Source organism: Pedobacter jeongneungensis (genome assembly GCF_039538295.1).
In the GTDB taxonomy this organism is placed as follows: Bacteria; Bacteroidota; Bacteroidia; order Sphingobacteriales; family Sphingobacteriaceae; genus Pedobacter; species Pedobacter jeongneungensis.
Window position 1 is genome coordinate 462,623 of record NZ_BAABBY010000001.1, and the last position, 15,929, is coordinate 478,551.

At 39.5% G+C, this 15,929-nt stretch carries 15 protein-coding genes; 12 read left to right on the forward strand and 3 right to left on the reverse strand.

Annotation, left to right across the window (positions count from 1 at the left end; genetic code table 11):
- The first annotated feature begins 21 nt into the window (after positions 1-21).
- The 5 genes from ABD769_RS02000 to gap all read left to right on the forward strand — a co-directional run bounded on the left by ABD769_RS02000 (position 22) and on the right by gap (position 4,145).
- Positions 22-450 (forward strand): hypothetical protein, encoded by a 429-nt coding sequence (locus ABD769_RS02000; protein WP_344848942.1) that lies wholly within the window; start codon positions 22-24, stop codon positions 448-450.
- A 101-nt stretch (positions 451-551) separates the two neighbouring features.
- On the forward strand, positions 552-998 hold the full coding sequence (locus tag ABD769_RS02005; protein WP_344848944.1) for a hypothetical protein: 447 nt from the start codon (positions 552-554) through the stop codon (positions 996-998).
- A 105-nt stretch (positions 999-1,103) separates the two neighbouring features.
- Positions 1,104-1,844: a glycosyltransferase family 2 protein gene (locus ABD769_RS02010; protein ID WP_344848945.1), complete on the forward strand. Its 741-nt coding sequence runs from the start codon at positions 1,104-1,106 to the stop codon at positions 1,842-1,844.
- A gap of 103 nt (positions 1,845-1,947) precedes the next feature.
- A complete protein-coding gene (locus ABD769_RS02015; protein ID WP_344848947.1) occupies positions 1,948-3,027 on the forward strand; it encodes an MraY family glycosyltransferase in 1,080 nt (359 codons plus the stop codon).
- Between the two features lie 122 nt (positions 3,028-3,149).
- A complete protein-coding gene (gene gap / locus ABD769_RS02020; protein ID WP_344848948.1) occupies positions 3,150-4,145 on the forward strand; it encodes a type I glyceraldehyde-3-phosphate dehydrogenase in 996 nt (331 codons plus the stop codon).
- On the opposite strand, the gene ABD769_RS02025 is transcribed toward gap, so the two are convergent.
- The gene (locus tag ABD769_RS02025) at positions 4,135-4,536 is read right to left on the reverse strand and encodes a DoxX family protein (RefSeq protein ID WP_344848950.1); all 402 of its coding nucleotides are present in this window, start codon (positions 4,534-4,536) and stop codon (positions 4,135-4,137) included. The genes gap and ABD769_RS02025 overlap by 11 nt on opposite strands.
- Positions 4,537-4,795: 259 nt before the next feature.
- Here ABD769_RS02025 and ABD769_RS02030 point away from each other — a divergent pair, with 259 nt between their 5' ends.
- The 3 genes from ABD769_RS02030 to ABD769_RS02040 all read left to right on the forward strand — a co-directional run bounded on the left by ABD769_RS02030 (position 4,796) and on the right by ABD769_RS02040 (position 7,603).
- Entirely contained in the window at positions 4,796-5,236 is a 441-nt protein-coding gene (locus ABD769_RS02030; RefSeq protein ID WP_344848952.1) for a GNAT family N-acetyltransferase, read from the forward strand.
- 1 nt (position 5,237) lies between these two features.
- Entirely contained in the window at positions 5,238-6,431 is a 1,194-nt protein-coding gene (locus tag ABD769_RS02035) for a phosphoglycerate kinase (RefSeq protein WP_344848954.1), read from the forward strand.
- Between the two features lie 197 nt (positions 6,432-6,628).
- Positions 6,629-7,603, forward strand: coding sequence for a 3-keto-disaccharide hydrolase (locus ABD769_RS02040; protein ID WP_344848956.1), 975 nt, complete (start codon positions 6,629-6,631; stop codon positions 7,601-7,603).
- A gap of 49 nt (positions 7,604-7,652) precedes the next feature.
- Here ABD769_RS02040 and ABD769_RS02045 read toward each other — a convergent pair whose 3' ends face one another.
- Positions 7,653-9,215 (reverse strand): PepSY-associated TM helix domain-containing protein, encoded by a 1,563-nt coding sequence (locus tag ABD769_RS02045; protein WP_344848959.1) that lies wholly within the window; start codon positions 9,213-9,215, stop codon positions 7,653-7,655.
- 252 nt (positions 9,216-9,467) lie between these two features.
- A complete protein-coding gene (locus ABD769_RS02050; RefSeq protein ID WP_344848961.1) occupies positions 9,468-11,504 on the reverse strand; it encodes a beta-N-acetylhexosaminidase in 2,037 nt (678 codons plus the stop codon).
- 442 nt (positions 11,505-11,946) lie between these two features.
- On the opposite strand from ABD769_RS02050, the gene mraZ reads away from it, so the two are divergent.
- Genes mraZ through ABD769_RS02070 form a run of 4 tightly spaced genes read left to right on the forward strand, consistent with a single transcriptional unit; the run spans position 11,947 to position 15,820 of the window.
- The gene (gene mraZ / locus ABD769_RS02055) at positions 11,947-12,414 is read left to right on the forward strand and encodes a division/cell wall cluster transcriptional repressor MraZ (RefSeq protein WP_025144486.1); all 468 of its coding nucleotides are present in this window, start codon (positions 11,947-11,949) and stop codon (positions 12,412-12,414) included.
- Complete coding sequence (gene rsmH / locus ABD769_RS02060; RefSeq protein WP_344848966.1) at positions 12,404-13,309, forward strand: 16S rRNA (cytosine(1402)-N(4))-methyltransferase RsmH; 906 nt, start codon at positions 12,404-12,406, stop codon at positions 13,307-13,309. The genes mraZ and rsmH overlap by 11 nt, the downstream gene beginning before the upstream one ends.
- Positions 13,306-13,728 (forward strand): FtsL-like putative cell division protein, encoded by a 423-nt coding sequence (locus ABD769_RS02065; protein WP_344848968.1) that lies wholly within the window; start codon positions 13,306-13,308, stop codon positions 13,726-13,728. Before rsmH ends, ABD769_RS02065 begins: the two co-directional genes overlap by 4 nt.
- Positions 13,718-15,820: a penicillin-binding protein gene (locus ABD769_RS02070; protein ID WP_344848969.1), complete on the forward strand. Its 2,103-nt coding sequence runs from the start codon at positions 13,718-13,720 to the stop codon at positions 15,818-15,820. Before ABD769_RS02065 ends, ABD769_RS02070 begins: the two co-directional genes overlap by 11 nt.
- Positions 15,821-15,929: the final 109 nt, after the last annotated feature.

The window sequence follows — 15,929 nt, forward strand, 5'->3', positions numbered from 1 at the left end:
CATTAATTCGTCTTTCTCTTTATGAAATTTTTTAATTGGACAATCTTATTTTTGTCCTTTTTCGCTATCCTTCCGAAGTTTTCATTTGCTGATGTTACCGGGTGTGTTATCAGTGGCAGACTTTACGATATCCCTGCAGGTCAAGATAATAGCGATCCCTATAATATAGTTTATTTCTATTCTTACTCCCAAAGCTACCCAATCAATTATGATTATAATAATCCGGCAATTGGTCATGTTTCCTGTACAGTAGAGGATCCGTATGGTTATGCTGGTAAATGTAAAGTTATCTCTTCTGGAGGAACATATTCTGGCCTAAATGATATCTTTTCAGCTAAGCTTATTCCTTGTAATCCCCCTGCTAACAATCTTCCACTGGATCAGAGTATGATATTTATGCTTTTACCATTGGGCTTTTTTGGCTTTTGGAAAGTAAGACAGAAAGGATAACATCTGGAGATAAGTCTTTATGTTTCAAATTATTGAACAAAACGAACGTAGTTTGTAGTTCATAACCACAGTAACTTCGTGTATCACTATTAAAATGATACATGAAAAGTCTTGCCTTTTTGGTTTTTATCTTTCTAGCTTCAACAGTGGCGTTTGCTCAAGGAACTGTTACCGGGTGTAAGGTATCAGGTGGAAACTTGATATATACCAGTTCTACACAATATTTGTTAGGAGTTGATTTAGGTGGTGGATTAAGTTTGGCTTTAGGGTCGTATGTATATAATTTAAATCCAAATATTAGCACGAATGTTTCTTGTACAGTAAGTTGGGCAAGTAATGTCAGTGTTCAATCTAGTGGTGGTTGCGTTTATGGAAGTCCATCTGTGTCTTTGCCGGGTTTAGCTGCTGTATGCACAAATTGTGTGTATGGTGATTTGGTTACCTATACACCAACTCTTCAATGCAACCTCGACGATTACTCCTGGACCTTTGGCGCCGCTGCAAGCATATTCGGTATATTCGTAATCAGAAGAAGAAATAAACCGTAGCAATTTTGATTGAATATCATCCGGGTTGATATTGTATTTTCTTATATTTACCTCAGTTTTTTGCCTTCATCCCAACAAGAAAGCCAAAGAATCCCATTTGGTAACATGAAAATATCCCTGATCACTGTAGTTTATAATGGTGAAACATTTTTAGAAGAATGTTTTAAGTCGGTGATTGCACAAACGTATTCTGATATAGAATATATTGTCATCGACGGGGGATCGACGGACCAGACACTCAGCATCATTCAACGGAACCGGTCTGATATCGATTATTTTGTTTCAGAGCAAGATAAGGGACTTTACGATGCCATTAACAAAGGGATTCAAAAATCTACTGGTGATATTATCGGAATATTAAATGCAGACGATATGTTTGCAGACTCCAATATACTCGCTTCAGTAGCAGAAACATTTATAACTAATCCGGCAATAGATGGAGTATATGGCGATCTGGATTACATTCACCCCATAACAAACAAAATAGTAAGGAAATGGCGATCAGGACAAACAACAGCTGAAGAAATTAAAAAAGGATGGATGCCTGCCCACCCCACTTTATATTTAAAAAGAACTTTGTTTGAAAAGTATGGAGATTACGCCCTCGATTTAGGCACAGCAGCAGATTACGAACTTATATTACGTTATTTTTATACCCATAAAATTAAAGCGGTACACCTGCCGGTATTAATGGTCAATATGCGGATGGGAGGGGTAAGTAATCAATCTTTAAAAAGCAGATTTTATGCGTTTATAAATGATTACAAGGCACTAAGAAGGAATAACTTATCAAATGCACTCTTAGTTTTGCTTAAAAAGAAACTAATTAAAATCAGCCAGTTTTAGTAGTATAGGGCGTTCTGAAATTTGATATTTATCATGTAAAACCTTTATTGCTTTCATTTAGTTAACACTACTATAGTTATATTTGCTTTAAGTCCCACAAGTTTTGTTAGAGCGTGTACTAAATACCCATCCCAGTTATTTCTATCTTGCCATTTTTATACTGGCTTTTTCCATTGTAATTTTAAGTATTCCGAGTGTAATTTATACCTCATTAAAATATGGGCTTTTCGATAAAAACGATCTTCACCGAAAAACCCATAAGCGTAATATTTCCCGTTTGGGTGGTTTGGCCATTGTAGGAAGTTTTACCATCAGTATTCTTCTTTTTTCCTCCATCATTAACTTTAAAGAAGCTAACTTTTTAATTGCATCCAGCATTATTCTCTCCGCCCTCGGGTTAAAAGATGATGTTTACGGAACCAATACCAGTACTAAATTTGTTCTGCAAATTGTGGTGGCCTTTATACTTGTGTTTTTTGGCGCGTTTCGTTTAACCAGCTTGTACGGTGTACTAGGTATTGGAGATATGGCACCCATCTGGGGAGGCGTGTTTTCCATTGCTTTGATTATTTTTCTAAACAATGCATTTAACCTGATTGATGGTATAGACGGCCTGGCAAGTGGAATAGGCATTTTTACCAGTTTAACTTTTGGGGTGCTGTTTCTGTTAATGGGACAGATTCCTTACGCATTCATTGCCTTTGCACTGGCAGGGGCCATCGGTGGTTTCTTAAAATACAACTGGTTCCCGGCGAAGATTTTTATGGGAGATACCGGAGCACTTATTATTGGTCTTATTTCTGCCGCATTGGCTATTAAATTTATAGAACTTAATAAGTTTACAGGCAAAAATCACCCGGCCTTTTATTCTGCACCTGCAATTGCAGTATCGATACTGATTGTACCTATATTCGATTCGTTAAGGGTGTTCACCATCAGGATATTAAAAGGTAAATCGCCGTTCAGGGGCGACCGTAATCATATTCACCACCGTTTAGAAAAACTGGGCTTAAAGCCAAGTTTGATTGTTGTTTCCACTGTAGGGTTTAACATTATTATTCTTGCTGCAACCATTGCACTACAGGATTTGGGAAACTTTGTTTTAATCCTGATGATTATCGGTATTTGTATGGTTTTTAATAGCGTGCTCACACTAAGTTTATTACAAAAGGCAAAGAAATAATTCAGCCGTTACCTCAAATTTGCACCCTTTTAAACACTTTTATCATGTCTTTTCCATCTTACATTATAAGGGCTTTGCTTTCATAAATAAATATTAATTTTGCGCTCTAATTTTTAAGATAAATGAGGCTGGCAATAAATGGTTTTGGTAGAATAGGAAGAACATTTTTACGTTTGGCATTGGCTGAGGGATTCGAAGTGGTGGCAATTAACGATCTGGCAGATGCAAAAACAATGGCCCATTTATTTAAGTACGATTCGGTGCATGGTGTATTTGCTGATAAAGTTTCGGCTAAACCAGATGCACTGGTGATCGGTGAGCTTTCTATCCCCGTATTTGCCATAAAAGAGGCCGGTGAATTACCCTGGTCGGCATTGAGGGTGGATGTGGTGATCGATTGTACCGGTAAAAATTTAACCAGACAGGCGGCCGAAAAGCACATTACAGCAGGAGCTAAGCAGGTTCTCATTTCAGCACCGGCTGCAGATGATATTCCGATGGTGGTGTTGGGGGTTAATGATGATCAGATTGATCTGAAAAGCCCTATATTATCCAATGCAAGTTGTACAACCAATAACATTGCACCAATGATCAAAATCCTGAACGATAACTGGGGGGTAGAAGAAGGCTATATCACTACCATCCATTCGATGACGGGCGATCAGAACCTGCACGATGCCAACCATAAAGACCTCCGCAGGGCAAGGGCAGCATCTTCTTCCATTATTCCAACTACAACGGGAGCCGCAAAAGCCATTACGCACATTTTTCCGGAGCTTGACGGCCGATTAGGCGGTGCAGGCATCAGGGTTCCGGTTTTAAACGGATCTTTAACCGATTTTACCTGTCTTTTAAAAAAGAAAACAACCATCGGAGAAATTAATGCAGCCTTTAAATCAGCTGCAGATAATGAACTGAAAAACCTGCTCGAATACACCGAAGATCCAATTGTATCTGTCGATATTATCGATAACCCTCATTCGTGCATATTCGATTCCCTGTTAACCTCTATTGTTGGCGATCTGGTTAAGGTGGTTGGCTGGTATGATAATGAGTATGGTTACAGCAGCCGTTTAATCGATGTAGTGAAAAAAATCGATATGCTTTCTAAAGCCTGATTTTAGATTTTTCTGTAGATTTTAATGCCCAGTAAACCAATACCGGCTGAAAAAACAAGCGTAAAAAACGTTTACCGTCAGTATTGAGCCCAAAAGCACTGCGTTTATGGGTGTATTGAGAAATATTCCCCGGAAACACACCAACAAATAAGCCAGCAGCAATTTTGCCTGCCGTATCTTCATATTTTTTAGGAGTAACTACTAAGGCGGTGCCTAATGCAATTTCGACTAAACCTGAATAAACTACCGTATCGTCCTTTTTTAGCGGTACCCAATCTGGTACCTGTGCCCGGAAAGGTTTACGGGCAAAAGTTAAATGACCAATTCCGGCGGCAATTAAACCTGCCCCAAGTAGTATTCTGGCTGTTGTTTTGATGTTTTCTTCTTTCACTTTAATCCTGTTTAGATAATACATTACATATACTGTAGTTATCAACAAAGTACACTGGAGGTCTGTTTGCCATCATCTTAATTTTAGTTGTTTCTGCTACCATTACATGTTTGTCAGATGGCTTATCTATCCAAAATGTTAACACTTTCTGTCCATTATTATTATTGGGTTTCAATTGCTTTATTAACTTTGCAAACGTTTGCGGCGCACTCTATAGCACTATCCTGAGTTCAGGTATAAGCTGATTGATAAAGAAAATATGGTTAAATTTATTCTTCCCGAAGAAGTTCTACCTCTAAGAAGCCTGGTTTTACGCAATGGTAAACCATTAGAACAGTGTGTTTTTGATGGCGATACCGCCTACGATACCTTTCACCTTGGTTTTTTAAAAGACGGAGAGATCAAATCGATCGCTACTTTTATGCGGAATGATTTTTTTCCGGAAGAGGGCGAAGGCTACCAGCTTCGTGGCATGGCAACGCATCCCGATGCCGGGGGGAAAGGCTATGGCGCTGCCTTGGTTACTTTTGCCATCGAATACCTGAAAGAATACAATACCGATTATTTATGGTGCAATGCCCGTTCAACCGCCGCCGCCTTTTACAAAAAGATCGGTTTTACTACCGAATCGCCAGAATTTGATATCCCGGGTATCGGTTTCCATTACGAAATGAAATTAAACTTAAATCAAAATAATTAACATGAATACAATTGACCAGTTCGACTTTAAAGATAAAAAAGCCTTAATCAGGGTAGATTTTAATGTGCCTTTGGATGATGAATTTAAAATCACCGATGATAAAAGAATCAAGGCTGCTTTGCCAACCATTTCTAAAATTTTAAAAGATGGTGGCTCAGTGATCTTAATGTCGCACTTAGGCCGTCCGAAAGATGGACCAACCGATAAATATTCTTTAAAGCACATCCTAACTGATTTATCTGCTTTAACCGGTGTTGAAGTTAAATTTGCGGATGATTGTATTGGCGAAAGTGCCGTAAAACAAGCTGCTGATTTAAAACCAGGTGAAGTTTTATTATTAGAAAACCTTCGTTTCTATAAAGAAGAAGAAAAAGGTGATGTTGCTTTTGCAGAGAAATTATCAAAATTAGGTGATGTTTATGTAAACGATGCATTCGGTACAGCACACCGTGCACATGCGTCAACCTCAATTATTGCGCAGTTTTTCCCTGATGCAAAATACTTCGGTTATTTAATGGCATCGGAAGTAGAAAATGCCGAAAAAATCCTGAACCATGCTGAAAGACCTTTTACTGCCATTATGGGTGGTGCCAAAGTATCAGATAAAATTCTTCTGATCGAAAAATTATTAGATAAAGTAGATAACCTGATCATCGGTGGTGGTATGGCTTATACTTTTGCCAAAGCACAGGGTGGCGAAATCGGTACTTCATTATTAGAAGCTGATAAACAGGAACTTTCTTTAGAACTGATCGAAAAAGCAAAAGCCAAAGGGGTAAACCTGATTTTGCCTGTTGATACCGTAATTGCAGATCGTTTTGCAAATGATGCAGATAAAAAAGACGTAACATCAGGTCAGATTCCGGCAGATTGGATGGGACTGGATATCGGCCCAAAATCAGTTGAATTGTTCCAGGATGTAATTAAAAACTCTAAAACTTTATTGTGGAACGGTCCGATGGGTGTTTTCGAAATGGAAAGCTTCCAGGTAGGTACAAAAGCAGTTGCAGACGCAGTTGTGGCAGCTACTAAAGATAATGGTGCATTTTCATTAATCGGTGGTGGCGATTCTGCTGCAGCGATTGCTAAATTCGGTTTAGAAGATGAAGTAAGCTACGTTTCTACAGGTGGTGGCGCTTTGCTTGAATATATGGAAGGTAAAGAATTACCTGGTGTTAAAGCCATTAACGGCTAAACGGAAATCCTGATATAAAGAGCCCTTGCAGATAAAATTCTGTAAGGGCTTTTTTGTTGGTTAAATTTCAGTTCACCCATTTTGCCAGATACTTGCAGCTGATCAAAATAAGTTTTACCTTTCTTAACATTACCAGGCATCAAATTAATAATGAGATGGCTTAAGAAATAATAAACTACCCAATAAATATTAAACCTATGAGAAAGAAAGCCTTTTTGTTATGCCTGAGCTGTTTGCTGATGGCCGGCATAACTGAAAAAACATTTGCAGCAAAAAGAGTGAAACCTGCTCACATCCAGATGCTTGCTGAGCCTAAGGAACTGATTGGCCGATGGGACATCACCGTCGATATAAATGGAAAACCGGCACCGGCCTGGCTCGAAGTTAAACTCTCTGGCGTAAAAACACTGGTGGGTTATTTTGTATCTACTGCAGGAAGTGCACGTCCGGTTGCCGAAGTAAAATTTACCGGCGATAAGTTTAAATTCGAAATTCCGCCTCAATGGGAAAGCGGTACAGCCAACCTAATTATGGAGGGAAGTTTAACAGATGATGGTATTAAGGGCACCATGACCGAATGCAATGGTAAACAATACAGCTGGAAAGGTATTAAGGCACCTTATCTAAAAAGAACAACAGCGACAACATGGGGCAAGCCGGTCAATCTTTTTAATGGCAAAGATCTTTCTGGTTGGAAAGCCAGCGGACAAAATCAATGGATTGTGAAAAATGGTATTTTAACCAGCCCAAAATCCGGATCAAACCTGATTACAGAACAAAAGTATAGTGATTTTAAACTTCATGTTGAATTTAAATATGCAAAAGGAGGAAACAGCGGGATCTATTTAAGAGGCCGTTATGAAGTGCAGATTGAAGACAGTCCAAAAGATGCACACCCCAACAGCGTATTATTCGGTGGCGTTTATGGGTTTCTGGCTCCAAACGAAATGGTAACTTTAGGTCCGGATGAATGGCAAACTTATGATATCACCCTGATTGGCCGTTTGGTAACCGTAGTAGCCAATGGCAAAACCATTATCAGTAACCAGGAAATTCCCGGAATTACCGGAGGGGCATTGGATAGTAAAGAAGGCGAACCTGGCCCGATTTATCTTCAGGGGGATCACGCGCCTGTCGAATTCAGAAAAATTGTGATTACTCCCGCGAAATAATCGAATTGAATCATGGTGTCAGATATTACCATCTGACACCAGAATTACACTAAAAAACTTCAAATCCTGTATTCAGCAGCAGCATATAAACAGCTAAATAGCAAACTAAAAAAGCGGTTGATAATGCAAAATACCTGGTCACTTTATGGCTACCTTTTCTAAAAGGAAGTAAAAAAAGAATATTAAATATTTCAGATAATAAAGCACATATAAAATTCAGGCAAACCATTACACAGCTAAATGCCACCACAAAAATGGCCGGCTGTATAATAATACCTGATGGAAGTCCGTATAATGCACCCATTATAAAACTGACTGCAAGAATTATCCCGGCATACTTAAAACCCGATTTAAACTGGATAATAAAATACCTTCCCAGTTTGGGCAATGGTAATCTAATTTTCGCGGGTTTTAGTTCTTTTTCAGCTACAGGAGTTTCCGGTTGCCCATCCAGTACCAATTGCTTTTTCTTTCCCTTCTTTTGTTTTTTATAACGCGGCCACCAGATAATAAATCCCGTAATAAAAAGTGCAAGCGGCATTAAACCCGCAACAATAGCGATTACCTGCGTTGGCCTTCCTCCAAAGCTACCGTAATGGATCGGGGTTAACCAACTCAGATAGGCATTACCCACATTTGGAAAATCCTTGCGGCTATTTAATAAAGTTTTTCCGGTATATTGATCAACAATTAACATTTCCCTTTTTCCAACCCTGGGCAAATTGCCGCTTACAACATCGATGCGATAGGTACCCGTTTTATCTGCCGGAAAAGCCATACCGCCTATGTAGCCGTTTGGCATTTTTTCTTTTGCTGCGGCAACAATATCTTTAAGCGGAAGCGGAACCGCCTGAGCATGCCATGCCGATTTTGCGCCCAGCAATTTGGCAACACCCTGCGGCGATTTACCACTCAATAAAAACAATAACGGGATTACCAAAGTAGAAAAAGTAATGGAAAACCCGGTTAAACTTAATATGGCTACAATAGGAGAGGAATAAAAACCCAATGAGTTATGCCAATCGTAATTCTGTCTTTTAAACGAACCACTAAACCTTACGGTAAGTACTGCTTTTAGTTGTTTCCATTTCTTTGGAATCCATAAACGCAGGCCCGAAATGGTTAAAATTAACAGGCAAAGTGATGCCAAACCGCAGATATACCGGCCTGCGACAGGAATAAGGAGCGTTCTGTGCAGTTCGGTCACTATGCGGATAAAAGAACTGGTATAGATTCTTTTCCCACTTATTTTTCCATTGTATGGATTGATAAAGGTTTGTTCATTAGTTTTTAAGTTGGTAATGCTATAGGCCTCGTTGAGATTTTTTACTTCGCCAAGGAACAGGTAATCTATTTTTAATGTAGGGTTATTCTTTTTGATTAAGGGCACGATTTCCTCAACAGGCATTTTTTGTTTCTGGGCCACTACTTCGAAAAGTTCCGGATTCAGGGCCCGGTCAATTTCATCCTGAAAAACAAGAATACTACCTGTAAGACCAATAAAAGCAACAATTGCCCCGGCAATAATGCCAATATATAAATGCCATTTGCCAAACCATCTTTTCTGATGTTTTGCCCAGTTTAAACTTTTAGAATTAGTTTCCGATTTCATTTTAGAGCGCAGTTAACCGCTGTATTAATTTGTAAGGTATTACATTACAAAGAAATCGTTTTATATGCATTGATGCAAATTATATTTAATCAGTCTAAATAAGTTGATGTTTATTTGGGTTAAGTTTATGGATCGCTGTGAAGTGATAATGTCTCAAAGGGTTGTCATCTCGACTGAAGCGTAGCGCAACGGAGAGATCTACCTCGAGATATTTCTCTACTACGTTGCATTTCGCCCTTAATGATGTGAATTCTACCTCGGCTCTATCACATTCAACCGATCAAACGGGCTTAAATTATAAGTGAAATTTCCTTTGCTATCTGTGCCGTTAATGCCTTTTACACTTGCCCGTAACGTGTATTTTGCTTTAGGGTTATAGTTATTCAGTTGTAAATGGTACAAGAAGCTCTTTGTTTTATGTGTTCCCCTAAATTTATCAGCAATTCCTATATGTTCATCCTGAACTACAACCTTTCCGTTTTCCAGCAACTCCACTTTTTTAATTTCCATAAAATTAGCCCCACTGGTATAATAAAAGCCTGCAATAATCCGCCCGTTGGCATATGTTTTTTTAGTTACATCCCATTCTATGTTCTGATAATCATTGGTCAGCTCCTCAGGTTTCCATTTGCCCGTAATATATCCGCCAGGTTTATAATAGTCAATTTTTAGCGCATCTAAACGGCTCAGGTTTAAATTAAGACGATCTTTAAATAGGTTCAGGTCACGATTTACCTTAGGGATCCAGCCAATTTCAGCCAGCGCCAAAAGCCTAGGGAAATTTTGTACATTCATATCTTTCAGCTCCTGGGTTATCGCTGTCCATTGGTTGGCCTGCACACCCAGAACAAATTTTGATTCTTCATCGTTTAACCCCGTTTCTGGTTCATAATTATATACTTTTTCTATCGAATTGATATTGCCATAAGCCAGATCAGTCATGGTACCGTCATTGCGGTCGGCCTGGGTAATATCAAAATAAAACGGATCAGTAGGCGTAGCCACCGCATAAAAACCATTTTTAGCTGCATCGGCAATCGCCTCATCGCCCAGCCACGACATGATTGCGGTTTCTTTCGTCAGGTTTTTCTTATCGCTTAAAATGTCGTTCCAGCCAATCGGTTTTTTACCCTTTGCTTTGATAATGGCCGAAACACGGCTTGCAAAATAACTTTGAAGCTCATTGGTGTTTTTTAACGATTTCTCTTTCATAAAAGCCTGCACATGTGGTTCCTTTTCCCAAAGCACATGGCGTACTTCATCACCACCAAAGTGAATGTATTCTGCAGGAAATAATTGAGCAAGTTCAGTAAAAACACCGTCTAAAAATTCGTAAACCTTTTCATTGGTCGGATCCAGAGTATTTGGCGTGAATTGATTGCCCCAGTGCGACCAGGAATCTAAAAACGGAAAGATATAATCCGGCTTGTGGTTTTGGTTTACGCCCAATTCAGGGTAGGCGAGCACCGTTGGCCACGAATGTCCCGGAACATCAATTTCCGGAATGATCCTGATATTTCGAGTTGCGGCATACTTAACCAGTTCGCGGATCTGATCCTGGGTGTAAAAACCACTTCTTTCTGCAGGTTGATCTGAGCTTGCATCGAAAACCGTTGTTTTTGCTGAAGTAAGCTTAGGATATTTTTTGATTTCGATCCTCCAGCCCTGATCGTCGGTTAAATGCAAATGGAGCACATTTAATTTGTAAAGCGCCATCACATCCATATATTTTTTCATTACATCTACGCCATAAAAAGTGCGGCTCACATCCTGCATGTATCCGCGCCAGCTGTAGCGTGGTTTATCAGTAATCTCACCACAGGGGATAGTCCAGTTTGCTTTATTGGTCTTTTTGCCTTCAATAGCTACAGGCAATAACTGCCTTAAAGTTTGCGTCGCATTAAAAATACCGGCGCCTGTTTTGGCATAAACCTTAATAGATTGCGGACTAATTTTTAACCGATAACCTTCTTCTCCCAAACTCTTTAAAGTGTCTGACGTGATAAAAAATACACCCTGTTTTTCCTCTATTAAGGCTGCTGTTCTAAAATTTAATCCGGTGCTCTTTTTTAATAATGCGGTAAATACACCTGTAGGTGCCCATGCATCCTTACTATAATAAAATGTGGTACCGGGTTTGAGCTCAAATTTGCCCTGAGCTGCAATTACCGATAGTGGTTTTGGGATAATATGATTTAAAGAAAGGTTGCCTGGCTTTACTTCCTGCGAGAAGCAGACTGAAAAACTGATACTTAATAGGAGTGAGATTTTTAGAATTTTGGTTATCATTTGTAAGGTTTTGTATTGGTTATTTATCCAAATTAGAGATAAACAATTAATAAAAAAAGACAAAATACCGGTCAAACGTTTGCGTAATCGTTCTGAATTTACACGATGATTAAAGCATACTGCTTTTTTTAAAAAGAGATCAGATTTGAACGAAAAATGGGCAGATCTCCCACCTTTTAAATGCTATAAATGAGTGCATTTCTGTCAGAATCCGAAAAATATGGGCGAAAATGGGCAGGCGTGACACTTTATAATAAAATTTTTTAATCGGCTAGTTATCAGTGTTTAATGGGTTTTAAGGTGTGCTGATTGGTTTATTCTGAGTATATTGTGACGCCCTTAATGTAACAAAAAGGATGTGGAAAACTTTTTTGTGGTAAAAAGTGGTAAAAAGTGGTAGAACTCTTTACTTTTACACTAGATAAAAAGTGTAGATACCACTATGACCCAACTTTTAGGAGAATTCGATTGTAAACTTGACGCAAAGGGCCGCCTTATGGTACCTGCTGCGCTTAAGAAACAATTGCCTAATGCCGAGAATGATGGGCTCATTATTAACCGTGGTTTTGAGAAAAACCTGGTGATCTACCCTAAGCAAGTTTGGGATGCTGTTGTGGCCGATCTGGCCAAGCTTAATATTTACGATCAGGAAAACCGTGCTTTTGTGAGGGCTTTCACCCGTGGGGCAACCGAGCTTTCGCTTGATGCTGCCGGCCGTGTGCTTTTGCCAAAATCTTTGGTAGAGTATGCTGGTATTGGTAGCGATCTGGTGCTGGCCTGCCAGTTGGATCGTATCGAGGTGTGGGACAAAAAATCATACGAAGATATTTTTGATGATGTTCCGGCCAATTTTGCAAGCCTTGCTCAAAAAGTAATGGGCGATAAGAAAGGAGGCGCAGATGGCGAATAATTACCATGTTCCTGTAATGTTGCAGCCTTGTATTGATGGTTTAAATATTAAACCTGATGGGGTGTATGTGGATGTTACCTTCGGTGGCGGCGGTCATTCGAAAGAAATTTTAAAACATCTCGGCCCAAAAGGTAAACTGATAGCTTTTGATCAGGATCCTGATGCGCAGGCTAATATTCCTCAGGATGACCGTTTTATTTTTATCGATCAGAATTTTGGTTTCTTAAAAAATAACCTCCGTTTAAAAGGTTTCAGGCAGGTAGATGGTATCCTGGCCGATCTTGGTGTTTCCTCGCATCAGTTTGATGTGCCGCAACGTGGTTTTTCTATCCGTCATAACGCTGATCTCGATATGCGTATGGATCAGCACCGCGATTTAACTGCTGCAGAAATATTAAATACCTATACGGAAGATAAACTGCATAAAATTTTCGGGATTTATGGTGAGGTGAAAAATGCAAAATCATTAGCTCGTGCCATTGTTACTTCGCGTTTGGAGCAACCTTTTACTGATATCGACAGTTTAAAATCGGCTATTGCATCTTATATCCCGAAAGGAAAAGAAAATAAATATTTGGCGCAGGTTTTTCAGGCGCTGCGTATTGAGGTGAATGCTGAAATACAGGTGCTTGAAGATTTTTTACAACAAGCGGCTGAGGTGTTAAAGCCCGGCGGTCATTTGGTGGTGATGTCGTACCATTCATTGGAAGACAGGCCGGTAAAAAACTTTATGGCTAAAGGTAAATTTCAGGGCGAGGTAGAAAAAGACTTCTTCGGAAATCAGCAAAAGCCATTTAATGTAATTACACGCAAAGCGATTATTGCCACTGATGAGGAGATTGCTCAGAATAACAGGGCCCGCAGTGCGAAACTTAGAATTGCAGAAAAGATATGAACAGGTTTAGGGAAGAGATAGAGGAAGAAGAGATTGGGCCCGAACCAGAGCTTAAGGCTGAGCCCAAGCGGCCAAAAACTGCTGAAGAAAAAATGGACAGTAATTCATTTATCAGCAAGCTTTTTAATGATGGATTAGTAAGTAAAGAGGCGGCAACTGATGCGCTGCCTTATTTGTGTTTTTTAGCCCTTTTGGGAATGGTGTACATTGCCAACAGTCATTTCGCGGTAAACAATGTTCGCCGTATTGATAAATTAAATAAAGAAGTAAAAGAATTACGATGGGAGTATAAATCGCTAAAGGCCGACCTGATGTTTAAAAGCAAATTAACAGAGGTTGCCAAAAAGGTTGATACCCTTGGAATAAAAGAACTGATTGAACCACCAAAAAAAATAATTGTTAAAAGCGATGAATATTAGAGCAAACATCTTGCTTCGTGTATATCTGGCATTTGGCTTAATTGTGCTTTTTGCTTTCGCGGTGTTTTTACGCCTCGGTCAGGTGCAGTTTGTACAGGGAAAAAAATGGAAAGCTATGGCAGATAGCCTTTCTACACGCTACGTTAATGTAGAGGCTACCCGCGGAAATATCTATTCTAATGATGGCAGTTTATTGGCTACCTCTATACCTGAATACGAACTGCGCATGGATATGTTTGCCGGTGGTATTGCCGATGATAAGTTATTTAACGAGAAAGTAGATTCGCTGGGTTATAAACTTTCGGAACTTTTTAAAGATAAAACCCCTAAAGAATATGCCCGATACCTGCGTTTGGGCCGTCAGGATAGTGCCCGTTATTTATTGATTCACCGTAAAGTGGGTTATGCTGACCTTAAAACCATCAGGTCTTTTCCGTTATACAACATCGGTAAATTTAGCGGGGGCTTAATCGCCGTTCAGCAAAACAAGCGTATTCTTCCTTTTCAGGCTCTGGCTGCCCGTACCATTGGTTACAAAAATGAAAATGTTAAAAATGGCGTAGGTTTAGAAGGTGCTTATAAAGAATATATTAACGGTGAAACCGGAAAAAGATTGATGCAGCGTATTGCAGGTGGTGTTTATATACCGGTTAACGAAGAGGCTGAAGTAGCGCCAAAAGATGGTGCTGATATCATCTCCACCATTGATGTGAACATGCAGGATTTAGCACAAAGTGCCCTGGAAAAACAACTGATCAAATCGCAGGCAGACCATGGTGCGGTGATTGTGATGGAAGTGGCTACAGGCGAAATCCGTGCGGTAGCCAATTTCTCCAAAGTAGAAGAGGGAGTGTACAAGGAAAAGTTTAACTACGCCATTGCGGGTAACCAGGATCCGGGCTCAACTTTTAAACTGGCTTCATATATGGCTTTGCTGGAAGATGAATTGGTGGATACCAATACTATGGTTGGAACGGGTACCTATAAAATCCCTGGTCATACAATTAAAGATTCTCACGGAAGCATCGGTGTGGTAACTGTTAAAAAAGCATTTGAACAATCCTCAAATGCAGCAATTGCATATTTGATTAACAGTAAATATGGTGCTAACCCTATAAAGTTTACTGATCATTTATATGATTGGCATTTGAATGAAAAAATGGGTTTGCAGATTCCTGGGGAAGCGATGCCGGCGGTAAAGAATCCAAAATCTAACAAAAGCTGGAACAAAAATATGACCCTGCCTCAAATGGCTTACGGTTATGAAATGCAGCTTACGCCGTTAAAGATGCTTACCATGTATAATGCGGTGGCAAACAACGGCAAAATGGTAGCGCCAATTTTTGTAAAAGAGATCAGGAGGTTGGGCAATCCGATCGAGCAGTTTAAGGCCAGGGTAATTAACGATAAAATCTGTTCTGATGTAACGTTGAGTAAGATCAAAAAAATGCTTGAAGGCGTGGTAACAGAAGGTAGCGGAAAGCGGTACGTTTACAATTCGCTATATCCAATCGCAGGTAAAACAGGTACGGCCCAGGTAGCTGATGCAAATAAAGGATATAGGGCAAATAAGCAGTATCAGGCTTCTTTTGTAGGTTATTTTCCTGCTAATAGACCAAAATATTCAATGATAGTGGTGGTTAATGATCCAAAAGGGGATTATTACGGTGGATCAGTGTCAGGGCCTGTGTTCAGGGAAATTGCCGACCGCATTTACGCCAGCGATATGCAGATGTACAACGATATGCCAACGCGTTTGGTGGGGAATACTGGTAATCCGCCAACAAAAGCAGGACAGAGCAAAGCGACTCAGAAAGTGTATAAAGCATTTGGTTTTAAACCACTTTTTGCCTCAAAATCAGAATATTACAATATTATAGATACCAGTGCCGGAACAATTTTTCAGGAAAACAACGAGCGTAAAGGTGTAATGCCAAATGTTGCAGGTATGGGCTTAAAAGATGCATTATACCTTTTAGGAAATGCAGGTTTAAAAACCAGGGTTCTGGGATCAGGAAAAGTAGTCAGCCAATCCATTATCGCCGGAACAAAGGTGGGTAAAGGAGTTGGCGTACAGATAGAGTTAAATTAAATGATAGAATGGGGGAGTTTTGAATGAGTGAATGTTTTACAGGCTATAGCCACATTCTATCATTCTCTAATTCAATCATTCAATAAAATAAGTGATTAAATGAATAAAT